Source organism: Dictyobacter alpinus, assembly GCF_003967575.1.
GTDB classification, from domain to species: domain Bacteria; phylum Chloroflexota; class Ktedonobacteria; order Ktedonobacterales; family Ktedonobacteraceae; genus Dictyobacter; species Dictyobacter alpinus.
The window spans coordinates 1076997-1088708 of the sequence record NZ_BIFT01000001.1 but is presented as its reverse complement, the minus strand read 5'-3'; the positions used below and the strand labels follow the sequence as shown (position 1 = coordinate 1088708).

General features: G+C 48.6%; 9 protein-coding genes. 3 read left to right on the top strand and 6 right to left on the bottom strand.

All coding sequences use genetic code 11. The features are described 5' to 3' along the window. Positions 1–9: 9 nt before the first annotated feature. Positions 10–2505: a flippase activity-associated protein Agl23 gene (locus EL633_RS04315; protein WP_126626013.1), complete on the top strand. Its 2496-nt coding sequence runs from the start codon at positions 10–12 to the stop codon at positions 2503–2505. A 136-nt stretch (positions 2506–2641) separates the two neighbouring features. Here the strand turns inward: EL633_RS04315 and EL633_RS04310 are convergent, their stop codons facing one another. The 3 genes from EL633_RS04310 to EL633_RS04300 all read right to left on the bottom strand — a co-directional run bounded on the left by EL633_RS04310 (position 2642) and on the right by EL633_RS04300 (position 5533). After that, positions 2642–3760 carry an aminotransferase-like domain-containing protein gene (locus EL633_RS04310; protein WP_126626012.1) on the bottom strand — a complete coding sequence of 373 codons (1119 nt, stop codon included), beginning with the start codon at positions 3758–3760 and terminating at the stop codon, positions 2642–2644. Positions 3761–3897: 137 nt separating this feature from the next. Further along, complete coding sequence (locus EL633_RS04305; protein WP_126626011.1) at positions 3898–4845, bottom strand: quinone oxidoreductase family protein; 948 nt, start codon at positions 4843–4845, stop codon at positions 3898–3900. Positions 4846–4852: 7 nt separating this feature from the next. After that, positions 4853–5533, bottom strand: a complete 681-nt coding sequence (locus EL633_RS04300; protein WP_126626010.1) for an HAD family hydrolase — start codon at positions 5531–5533, stop codon at positions 4853–4855. 449 nt (positions 5534–5982) lie between these two features. On the opposite strand from EL633_RS04300, the gene EL633_RS04295 reads away from it, so the two are divergent. After that, on the top strand, positions 5983–6438 hold the full coding sequence (locus EL633_RS04295) for a VOC family protein (protein ID WP_126626009.1): 456 nt from the start codon (positions 5983–5985) through the stop codon (positions 6436–6438). A 20-nt stretch (positions 6439–6458) separates the two neighbouring features. Here the strand turns inward: EL633_RS04295 and EL633_RS36475 are convergent, their stop codons facing one another. Further along, the gene (locus EL633_RS36475) at positions 6459–6623 is read right to left on the bottom strand and encodes a hypothetical protein (RefSeq protein ID WP_161981930.1); all 165 of its coding nucleotides are present in this window, start codon (positions 6621–6623) and stop codon (positions 6459–6461) included. A 594-nt stretch (positions 6624–7217) separates the two neighbouring features. On the opposite strand from EL633_RS36475, the gene EL633_RS04290 reads away from it, so the two are divergent. Continuing rightward, entirely contained in the window at positions 7218–7844 is a 627-nt protein-coding gene (locus tag EL633_RS04290; RefSeq protein ID WP_126626008.1) for a GtrA family protein, read from the top strand. A 90-nt stretch (positions 7845–7934) separates the two neighbouring features. Here EL633_RS04290 and glgP read toward each other — a convergent pair whose 3' ends face one another. Together glgP and EL633_RS04280 are read right to left on the bottom strand one after the other, a co-directional pair. Further along, complete coding sequence (glgP, locus tag EL633_RS04285) at positions 7935–10454, bottom strand: alpha-glucan family phosphorylase (protein WP_161982330.1); 2520 nt, start codon at positions 10452–10454, stop codon at positions 7935–7937. 547 nt (positions 10455–11001) lie between these two features. After that, positions 11002–11691, bottom strand: a complete 690-nt coding sequence (locus tag EL633_RS04280) for a LuxR C-terminal-related transcriptional regulator (protein ID WP_126626006.1) — start codon at positions 11689–11691, stop codon at positions 11002–11004. Positions 11692–11712: the final 21 nt, after the last annotated feature.

The following is an 11712-nucleotide window of genomic DNA, read 5'->3' as shown; positions in this document are numbered from 1 at the left end:
GAGAACGCATTGAAGAGCTATGAAAACAAACCAAAGGAAGAGATTGATGCTCCTGATGGTCTGGTTTCTGAAGAAAATGTAAGCAATGGTGGTGATAATGATATCACCACCATTGACCATGTTCCGGCCGCCGCAGAGGAGCCTGCTGAGCCTACCATGGTACAGGATGAAGAGATTGATCTGGCTGCTCCACAGGAAGAGGATCTACCTGAAGAAGATGGAGAACCAGTGGCGCCCCGCCATTTCTGGCCACCAACGCGGGATCAACTCTGGACCGGTATCGCTTTTTGGGGTGTGGTGATACTGGGAGCGCTTCTGCGCTTCTGGGGTCTTGGTGATAAACCGTTGCATCATGATGAAAGCTTGCATGCTTATTTTTCCCTGGTACTGATGCATAATAACATGGAGAATTGGCTTACCTGTGCGCAAACGGCGGCAACTTCATGTTATCGTTACGATCCATTAACCCATGGACCATTTCAATTTCATATCATCGCATTTATCTATAAGATTTGTCAGCTGCTTCAAGTACCTGATCATGGTATAAATACGACTACCGTGCGTATCGCGGCGGCTACCCTGGGTACAGCCCTGGTTGGCTTACCTTACTTCTTGCGAGACTATATTGGCCGTGTAGGCGCCTGGCTGGGCTGTTTCCTCCTGGCTGTCTCACCAAGCATGGTCTATTACTCACGCTTTGCTCGTGAAGATATCTATATGGCCTTCTTTACCTTACTGATGATTGTGGCGGTTGCCCGCTATATACGAGATCGTCAGGCCTGGTGGCTATTAATTGCTGGTCTGGCCTTCACCCTATCTTATGCCACGAAAGAAGCCACATTCCTGTCTATTGCCATTTTCGGCAGCTTCCTGGGGGCATTGATCATCTGGGAACTGGGAGTACGCATACCCTTCAATCTGGGTAATGGTGTGTCAGAAGGCTGGAAAAAATATATGCCTGCGACCTGGGCACCTGTGCTGACCCTGGTCTATTTTGGCATACTGGGGATTATAGCCAAAATTTTCTTCGGCAAGTTAAAAGAATTATCTATCTTCATCACTAGCTCGACGGCCAACACGCATACAGCGGATATTTTTGTGGGCAACCTGAAAAGGGTGACGATAAGTACCTTGCCATGGCTGGGTATCGCGCTGGCAGTGGTCATTGGCATCTTGTTGTTCCTTGAGTTAAAAGGTTATACGCAGCAAGGACGCCGTGGTCTGGCGCTACGCATAAATCCTCGAAAACAGCCGGTACTCGATACCATCTTGACCATGCCCTGGACCCACTGGTTTTTTGCGCTGGTCTGTAGCTGGTTCCTTTTTGTTGTCCTGTTCACGGTGCTCTTCACGAATTTGCCGGCTGGTATCGGAGATGGTATCTGGCAGGGATTATACTACTGGTTGCAGCAGCAGCAGGTGGCCCGTGGTGGTCAGCCCTGGTACTACTACTTCATGTTGATTCCTCTGTACGAGCAGATCGGGGTCGTTTTCGGACTGGTTGGTATTGTACGTTGTTTGCTGCGTCCGACGCGTTTCCGCCTCTTCCTGGTCTACTGGTTTGTTGGTAATGTCTTTATCTACACCTGGGCCGGTGAAAAGATGCCCTGGTTGATGATCCATATGACCATGCCGCTGATGTTGCTGGCTGCTGTAGCCCTTGAGCCTGCTGTGCTGGTACTGCTGCAAGTGCTTAAAAATCGCTGGCAGGCGCGTGCGAGCCAACCAATCACAGAAGAAAAGAGTATCGAGCCGGATGGTATACCCGGCACAGGTGTAAATCCTGCTCTGGCCGGAGCTGCGCCATCATCTCCACGTCGTCGCAATCAGCTCTATGTCTCGATTGCAACCGTGGCGCTGGCCTTCGTGCTCTTGATTCCAACCCTACAGAATATGTTCCAGGTCACCTTTGTTCACTACGCGGACGCTCCACATGAAATGATGATCTATGTCCAGACCTCTACAGATATCAATACTGTGATGGACAAAGTCGATGCATTGGACAAGAAGCTCTATAAGGGCAGCCATCAGCTCCCCATCGGGTTGGTTGATGATGCCACCTGGCCATTTGCCTGGTATCTACGCGACTATAAAAATGTTTGCTTCAATTTCCCTGATGGTTGTTCATCTACAGCTCAGAATCTCCCTGTGATTATTTCCAGTGGAGATAAAATGGCCAATATGCAATATCAGTACCGTGATGGCTATCAGTTCCATCAGTACCGCTTGCGTACCCAATGGGATCAAGGCTATATGCCTCCTGCCTGTAAACCCTCTGCGGGCAATCCCTGTGAGCCTCAGGCTTATGTTGGAGTTGGTCCCTGGTTGTGGCTAAGCTATGGTGACAATCCGCCGTCAGGAGCAAAGTTTGATCTGGGACGTGCGGTGAATAACGTCTGGAACTGGTGGTGGCAGCGTAAAGCCTTCGGCAGTACCGATGGTAGCTATGATATGGGCATCTTTATCAAAAATGACGTTAGCAGTGAGACTGGTGTGAAGCCGTAAGGGCCATTGTGTTGCGTCATCTGATAATAATCGATGTGGGTCGAGTTCAACTCGACCCACATCGATTATATGCACACCACCTGTCTATTCCCTCTTTTGAGGCTGCTAGAAGCCTGTTGTCTGGCGCTCTATTCTCCTAGGACTGGACAAGTGTTGAGAGGCGTTTAACGCCCTCCTGAATCTGTTCTGGCGTTAATGCACAGAATGGGAGACGCACGAATCTTTCGCCCTGTTGAGGATCTTCATTTGCCGTATATGGATCGGCGAAAAAGTCGCGTCCATCGGTTAAGAGCAGTCCACTTTGTTTGGCACGCGCCAATAGATTGGTCGTATTGAAATCGGTGGGGAGGGTCACACTGACAAAGAAGCCGCCCTCGGGTTCTGCGAATGGCACACCGGGTAGCGAAGTCTTGAGTGCCTGGACAATTGCCTGTAGTCTAGGAGCATAGAGCCGTTTCAAATCTTCTAGATTCGATGCGTAATAGCCACGGCGGTGGAACTCGACTACGGCAGCCTGCGTCGGCAAGACGGGAGCCAGGATGGTTTCTTCGGCCAGTTTGGTCAGTTGTTTGACGAGTGCGGTTGGGCCAATCAAATAACCGACGCGCAAACCTGGACTGATCAATTTACTGTATGAACTTACTGTCACTACGCGCTCTGCATTCAGGTCGCGTAACAATGGCAGCGACTCCCCAGCATAGCGCAGTGTACGATAGGGCACATCCTCAATCAACCAGAAGTCATAGCGCTCCGCCAGATCCACCAGTGCCTGGCGTTTCTCCGCTGAAGTGGTGACTCCGGCTGGATTTTGAAAGTCAGGGATCACATACATAAAGACCGGCTTTTGCTGCGCAATCGCCTGCTCTAATGCCGTCAGGTTTATTCCATCCAGATCCAGGGGAATACCTACGACTTTGGCGCCACGGCGTCGAAATGTTTTAATCGCCCGATCATAGCTGGGCTGCTCAACAAAAACCACATCTCCTGGTTTCAGTAAGAAGCCAGCAAAAATATCTTGCAGGTGTAGCGAACCATTCCCGACCAGCACCTGATCTGGTGAGACTGCATATTGCTCACTAATCAGCGTGCGCAGAGGCAGGTAGCCGCCATTATGTCCATATTGCAGGATAACCTTACCATCAGGACCATCAAGGGCCGCTTGCATACATTCACTGAGAAGTTTGTTGGGTAATGCTTCGGCTGCAGGGACCCCGCGGGTAAAGAGAATTTGCTCACTGCTAACTTGACTTGGCATATAAAATCTCCTTGCGTATCCAATCTTCTGGGACCAGTCTACTCTTAGATGCTAGCGTATGTCTAGTCCAGTTGGCTAAGTCTGTTGATGTTTTTCAATGGGCATCAGGGATAATATATCTAGCAGGCCAGGAGCACTCAAGCGTGGGTCAATACGATCTTTCCCTGTATGTCACCGGAATCTAGCAGACGATGTGCCTCAGCCGCTTGCTCGATCGGCAATGTGCGGGCGATCAGGGGATGGATAGCATGTTCCGCGATAAGCTGCAAGAACTTTTCCTCATTCGTCACTGACGTACGTAGCTGGCCCCCGCCAAGAACATTGACACGTTTTAAGCGCCATGCCTGTGTATCTACCGTTGCCTCTTTGCCACCCAGATTACCAATCAGGATAATTCTTCCATCGGACGCTGCTGCCTGCAAACTGTCTTGTAACGTAGAGCTAACAAGTTCAATCACCAGTTGCGCTCCACCCGCCTCTTGTAATAGCTCTCCCACATTTTGCTGGCGATGGTTAATCACCAGATCAGCTCCAAGTTGTTTGAGTGCCTGTGCACGTTCCTCAGAACTGGCTGTGGTTGCGACCCAGGCCCCTGCATGTTCGGCTAACTGAACAGCGATTGAACCAACGCCGCTAGAGCCAGCCCAGATCAGTACTCGCTCACCAGCTTTCAATTTACCTAGATCAAAGAGGCCACCCCAGGCCGTTGAAGCAGCCAGGCCAGCCGCAACAGCTTGCTCGAAGCTAACGCCAGTGGGAATTCGAGCTAGATCTTTAGCAGGTACTGCCAGTTTACTGGCATAGCCACCGCCGCCACGGGCCAGACTTGCACGTGTTGTCAAGACATGTTCCCCAGTCTTGAAGCCATTGCTATCCTGAAGAATGATACCAGCCGCCTCCAGACCGGGTGTGAAGGGTAGATTGCCAACCGGACGGCTCCCAGCGCGCTGGAAAAGATCCAGGCGATTGACCGTGGTTGCTTTTACCTCTATGAGTACCTCGTCTTGAGCAGGAGTAGGATCAGCTACCTCCTGAATTTGCAATACATCGGGATCGCCATAGTGGGAAAATTGAATAGCTTTCATGCTTGTACTAGCCTTTCCTTTTGTTATTCTGGTCTGTGGTAATAGTCTCAATATTGAGTGTAATCCAGGTCATAAAATCTTCAACCGAAGTAAAGTTGGCATAGGGATGGATATCCTTGAGCAAATGGATCGTTGCCGTTTCCGCCCATTCAGCCGCCAGGGGCAGCACGCCAGCCTCGGCTGATTGCTCGACATCTGAGGCTGCATCTCCAATATACGCGGCTTCCTGTGGATCCATCTTCCAGGCGCGCAGGATCTGGCGCATCGCCGTTGCTTTAATCACAGCATCCTCTTTGCCGGCCGCCACATACTCAAAATACTCAGCGATCCCCAGACGTTTGAGCGTGAAATTGGCAGTATGTTCACCTTTACCAGTAACAACCGCCATGCGCACGCCTTTTGAGCGCAAAAGTTGTAATACTTCAATAATACCAGCAAATGGTTCCGCACATTCATCATGAGCTTGCTCATAGGCCTGATGATAGTATGCCAGTGCCTGCTGCCAATGTTCGGGTATCACACGTTGGCAGATACCGCCCTCAGTCAGTCCAAAGTGGGCGGTGACCTCATCATCAGAATACCTGCGACCAGTAAAATGTTGAAATGTTTGTTGGTAGATTTTGATACAGAGGGGGAGTGTATTAGCTAGAGTTCCATCCAGATCAAATAAAAAGCCTTTAATATGCATTGCGTTTATGTTTCTCCATCCCCATGTGAGGTCGTATCTATGTATGTTTTCAGGTTGGACAAATCTTATCCATATGACTTCTTTGTATCACAAAGAAACACAGACGACAAACACCTATTTGTTGAAATTTTTTGTCAACTGCGCGTATGTAGACTGCAACATGACCGCTTTAAAGACCTACAAAAAGAATAGCAATGGAGATGGGCAAGATTTGCTGACAGTCCTTCAAGTAAACTCACAATCCAGACAAAAAAAGTATTGGTAAGCGTGTTTTTACTTGCAATTAGAACGAATGTTTTATATAATAGAAGGACTCCAGCGCGAGCCACATATGAATTGAAATACCACCATGAACGCCACTATTTGCATAAATAGTATTCTAGTTTGAACACATCGTAGTGAGGGTTTGTAGCTGTTGCATCAATCAAGATAGTGATTACAAGGGAACTATGAGGCTCATTTCACCACACGCACTTATCTCTATCCTGGTGAATGATCAGGAAGAGGCGCTCCAATTTTATACCCGGATACTTGGGCTTGAAAAACGCAGCGATATGACCTTTGGTCCAGGTTTGCGCTTCCTCACAGTTGCGCCCGGCGGACAAAAGAAACCTGAGCTGGCGTTAGCCCAACCAGATGTTCCTCTGTACGGCGAAACATATGTCAATGCCTTAAAACAAAACCAGGGGCAGAAGCTTGCATCCATCTTTGTGACGGACAATTGCCAGGAGACCTATACTCGCCTCTCAGAACGTGGCGTGACTTTTGTAAGTACACCCACCAGATCTCTTTATGGCGTTGAGGCGGTTTTCCTGGACCCCTATGGCAATCTTTTTTCCTTACTTGAAACCACCCTCAGCATCCGTTCACTGTTCAAAAACAGGTTTGTAGGTACCGCTGCCTGATGTTGAAAAAAAACAACCTGCTATAGAAGCCGGGGAGATATAGACAGGCTGGTCAGACCCACCGGATTGTCCACATCATCCCTCCCCATCATTCTGCCGCCTGAATTTGTAAAAGAAAGCAAGGAGAAGCCGGGGAGGTGCAGGAGTTCTGGCAAGATCCACCAGCCAATTTGTGGATTGTCCATAACTTCTCCCCCATCATTCTGCTGCCTGATTTTGTCAAAAGAAAGCAAGGAGAAGTCGGGAGGTGCAGGAGGGCCGGCGAGGCCCTTCTGCCGGAGTGCGGGTGTCCCCGCAAACCTCCCCCCAACTCCCGCTGCCTGAATGTGTAAAAGAAAGCAAGGAGAAGCCGGGAGGTGCAGGAGGGCCGGCGAGGCCCTTCTGCCGGAGTGCGGGTGTCCCCGCAAACCTCCCCCCACTCCCGCTGCACGCGGGAGTGCTGATTAAAAAAGGTAATAACACCACATAGCCATCATCCATAAAAGGGATGATGGCTATGTGGTAATTAGTACTTTCGCTTAATTACTTGCCTGCTCCATCCATTTTCGCGTTTTATTAAATAGAGAGATTTCTTACATTTTCTTTTGATGCTTGAAAGTAATCTCAGCAAAAACAAGGGGCAAATAACCTGAGAAATTGCTTAATGGATTAGAATTTACAATAAATAGTCCCAATCAAAGGATTCTATGTGACAATCTTCAGTTGGCATTCGTCTGGCAAGTAAGCAGGGGTCACTTAATCAAAACTAGTAGTAAAAAAACGGAGATATAGTAAAATACATGGATCAGTCTTTAGTACAAGCAAATTTAGAAGAGGTTCTTGAGCCGTCTAATGATTTAGAGGAACTTGTAGAAGGGATTGTAGAGCAGGTTACTCCCGCGCAACGTGGCCCAAGCTATCACCCCACTCGCTGGGATACCGTGAATCGTGTATTGGATATCGTTGATGATGTATCCGGTGGACGGGCCGATTGGGTTGTACGTTTTGTCAGCTACATTTTTTTCGGTGGAGCGGCCGCACTAGTTAACCTGGCAGTATTCGCCGGTTCACTATACCTGCTTCCAACATCCCTGGGCGATTTCTGGCGTACCCTGATTGCAGGTGCCATCGCATGTGAAATCTCGCTGGTTTCCAACTTTATTCCTAACGATTACTTCACCTTCCGACACATGCCTGGCCGCGAACGTTCCTGGCTGGCACGTTGCGCACGCTTTCATGCCACCTCGCTGGTTGGTAGTCTGTTAACCATCCTGATTCAGCAATTCTTTAGCCACGCCGTACATATTATGCCTATGCTGGCGCAGGCTATTGCCTTAATTCTCGTTCTGTTCTATAACTTCTCATTTCACCACCTCTTCACCTATCGTCATAAAAAAGCAATTGTCGCTACTGAAAATACTCACTAAATATTCCATCTATAAAATACATAAAGAGCCGGGTTTCTCAATATATGAGAAACCCGGATCTTTATATCGCAATGTGCGTGAAATGTTTTTTTACGCCCAGCGGATCAAGCCTAGCTCGTATTTCTCGGTAAGCGAGGGATGCGCGGGAATGACCCGGATATTATAGGCGAGGCTACCGCTATCTTCAGGTTTCAGCTGAATATCATAGCGATACGAGCCGTCATTTTCACGTTTGACATACTCCATCGGTAGGGAATGGCGTAGGAGTGCCTGTTCGTCCTGGGTCTCTCCATACACCAGTTCAACGCGGAGGTCCTCTGGTTTGAGTTCATCGCTACGTACCCAGGCATGGACATCAATACTTTCACCCAGGCTGAGCTGACCATCACGCCGTCCATCAACATACAGTTCCAGTTTCGACCAGGCTGGATACACATGCTCCTTCCAGGCGGACAACTGGCGTTCGTGCTCATAGTGATTTTGCTCCACACGGATACTCTGTCTCATCTCTGGGACATAGTAGACATTCGTATAATCTTTCACCATGCGGCGCATGCTGAATTGTGGGGCACAGGTGCGGATAGCTTCCTTCATATAGTTGATCCAACGATGAGGCACGCCCTCGCTGTCCTGATCGAAGAAGGTCGGAATAATCTCATCTTCAAGGATATGGTAAAGAGAGTTGCTATCATCTTCAGCCTGGATTTCCTGATCGCGATACTCACGCTCCTCGCCGATGGCCCAACCATTCTTCCCATTGAAGCCTTCAGCCCACCAGCCATCGAGGATACTGCAATTCGGTTGTCCATTGAGGGCAGCCTTTTGTCCACTGGTACCGCTGGCCTCATAGGGGCGGATCGGATTATTCAGCCAGACATCGGTGCCTGAAACCAGGTAACGTGCCATATCAATATCGTAGTTCTCCAGGAAAATAATTTTTCCTTTGAACTCTTCGCTGCGCGACATCTTATAGATATACTCGATTAAGGCCTTACCAGGTTCATCGGCGGGATGGGCTTTGCCGGCAAACACAATTTGTACTGGACGCTCAGGATTATTCAAGATGCGGCGTAATTTTTCCAGATTACGGAAAATCAGTGTGGCCCGTTTATAGGTGGCAAAGCGGCGGGCAAAACCAAAGATCAAGGCATTTGGATTAAGCATGCCTTCAAATTCTGCCAGCTGACGATCGCCTTCACCCAGGCGTAAATGCTGCTGTTTCAAGCGCCTGGTAGCATAATCTGCCAGGGCCTCTTTGCGTTGATGGTGCGCTTTCCACAGCTCAATATCAGGAATATTCTGAATATTTTTATCCCAGAAATCCTGTTCATCAACATGCTGCCCCCAATCCTTATCCAGATAGCGACCATAGAGTGCATTGAGTTCAGGCGCGATCCAGGAGAACGTGTGGACGCCATTTGTGATGGAACCTATCGGTACCTCATCCTTGTCCAGGCCGGGCCAGAGGAACTGCCACATTTTGCGTGAAACATCACCATGTAGGGCGCTCACACCATTATGTTGACCAGTTAATTTTAAGGCCAGAATAGTCATGCTATAGCTTGGACCCCAGCTATGATCTTCACGGGCCACCTCTAAGAACTGCTCACGTGTCAGTCCTAGTTTGTCCCAATAGGAGTTAAAGTATTTGTCCATTAGCTCATAACTAAAGGCATCATTGCCGGCAGGCACTGGCGTATGGGTTGTGAAGAGTGAATTGGCTTTGACCACCTCACGTGCCTCGTTAAAGCTTAAGCCGGCTTCTATCAGTTCACGGCAGCGTTCAAGACTCAGGAAGGCCGCGTGTCCTTCGTTGAGATGCCAGGCTGCTGGTGAAATACCCAGGGCACGCAGGGCACGTACGCCACCAATACCCAGCACAATTTCCTGGGAGATGCGCATCTCGTGGTCGCCACCATAGAGCCGGGCGGACAATTCGCGGTCAGCAGGAGCATTGGGTGGAATATCCGTATCCATCAGATACAATGGTACGCGGCCAACCAACAATTTCCATACCTTGGCATAGATACGGCGGCCGGGTAGCTCTACGCTAATGACCACTTCATTGCCATCTGGTCCCACTGCGGGTACAGCCGGAGCTTCAGAGAAATGCAGTTTATCGTATGAAGCCTCCTGCGTTCCTTCTCGATTGACGCGCTGGCTAAAATAACCCTGAGGATACAGAAAGCCGACTCCAACAAATGGCAGACCGAGATCGCTGGCCTCTTTACAATGATCACCAGACAGGATACCCAGGCCACCAGAATAAATAGGTAATGACTCATGTAATCCAAATTCGGCTGAGAAATAGGCGATCGTTTTATCTTGTAATTCGGGATACGTGGTAGCGAACCAGGTTTCCTCGGGTTGAGGATGAATGTAATGGTCAAAATCGCGGATAACACTATCATAAAGAGTTAAATAGTCGTTATTTTCTGCTGCCTGCTCTAATTTTTGAGGCTGAATTTTACTCAGGAAATGGACAGGATTATGGCTTACCTGTTCCCATAATTCAGGGTCAAGCGAGCTATAGAGAGTGCGGGCCTCTGGATGCCAGCTCCACCACACATTGTATGCTAATTCGTACAAGCGGTTTATACGAGCGGGCATAATTGGGAAAACCGTTATGCGACCGTAAACTTTCACGCTTTATAGTTTCCTTTCGTGTCTTATATGCTGTAATCTTATTTAATGCGCTACTATGAGGAATCTGGTTACTTCACGCTATGTTTTACTAGTATCAGTATATCTTTTTTCAGAAACCCGAGCAACGTTGGCTGGTAAGTGTTCATCAAAATTTAACATATACTGAAATACTCAGGAAGCATAGAGTAGAGTGGGGATTCCATGGGGAAGAACTGGTCCGCCCGGACAGAAAAAAGCTGGCACAATATGGACATAGCATCTTTCTTGTACCAGTCTTTTTTTTGAGAGACCGCTGCCAGTATTTTTGAGCAAGCTGTCTGCGTTTTATGGTAGCTACTTTTTCGCGTTACTTTTAGTGCGCAGACAATGGCTGCCCATGATTATGGCTCTCCTGCTTTGCATATATCTCCATGGAGAGGAGAAGGGACACCTGTAACCTGACTTGTCTGGTCATACGCGACAGCCGCACTATGACATCATGAATAGATAGCGTCGAATGAAATACGCTATGTTATTCCTCGTGCATCTTAATCCAGCCATGACGTAAAGCATGAACTACAGCCGCTGTACGATCATTCACCGATAATTTTTTCAGAATAGAAGTGATATGATTTTTTACGGTCTGATCACTAATTTTTAAAGATTTGGCGATCTCTTTATTGCTATTTCCGCGTGCAATATAATCAAGGATTTCTACCTCGCGACTAGAGAGGGGAGAATAGACATCCTTTTGCTCGGTTTCCTCTTCTTCCACGGTTAATTCGCGGAAAGACTTGAGGACGCGGCTCGCGAGTTGAGGTTTAGCAAGGACATCATCGCGAATCAAATACTCGCCATGGCTAACCTTACGGACCGTATCTACTAATTCCTCACTGCTAATATTGCGTGTCGTATAAGCGGCGGCACCGACCTTGATAGACTGAAATAAACGTTCTTCATCCTCAGATGGAGTCAGAATAATGATAGCCAGACGGGGCGCCGAATGTCGCATCTGACGAGCAATTTCTAGTGGATCCGAGGAAGTCAGTCCTGCGTCGATGAGGGCTACATCGGGGTTGCACGTACGAGCAATTTCGAGTACATCAGCTGCATCCGTCGACTCTCCAACAATTTCGCAGTCCCCCATTCGTTCGAGGGTCGCGCGGATACCCTCACGGAAGAGCGGCTGCTCATCAATAATGATGACACGTATCGTTTCCATGTAATCCCTTCATAGAAGAGA

Coding starts and splice junctions, on each gene's coding strand:
- EL633_RS36475 (WP_161981930.1), bottom strand. CDS start 6,623: ATGGACAATCCACAAATTGGCTGGTGGATCTTGCCAGAACTCCTGCAC.
- EL633_RS04305 (WP_126626011.1), bottom strand. CDS start 4,845: ATGAAAGCTATTCAATTTTCCCACTATGGCGATCCCGATGTATTGCAA.
- EL633_RS04300 (WP_126626010.1), bottom strand. CDS start 5,533: ATGCATATTAAAGGCTTTTTATTTGATCTGGATGGAACTCTAGCTAAT.
- EL633_RS04290 (WP_126626008.1), top strand. CDS start 7,218: ATGGATCAGTCTTTAGTACAAGCAAATTTAGAAGAGGTTCTTGAGCCG.
- EL633_RS04280 (WP_126626006.1), bottom strand. CDS start 11,691: ATGGAAACGATACGTGTCATCATTATTGATGAGCAGCCGCTCTTCCGT.
- glgP (WP_161982330.1), bottom strand. CDS start 10,454: ATGCCCGCTCGTATAAACCGCTTGTACGAATTAGCATACAATGTGTGG.
- EL633_RS04295 (WP_126626009.1), top strand. CDS start 5,983: ATGAGGCTCATTTCACCACACGCACTTATCTCTATCCTGGTGAATGAT.
- EL633_RS04310 (WP_126626012.1), bottom strand. CDS start 3,760: ATGCCAAGTCAAGTTAGCAGTGAGCAAATTCTCTTTACCCGCGGGGTC.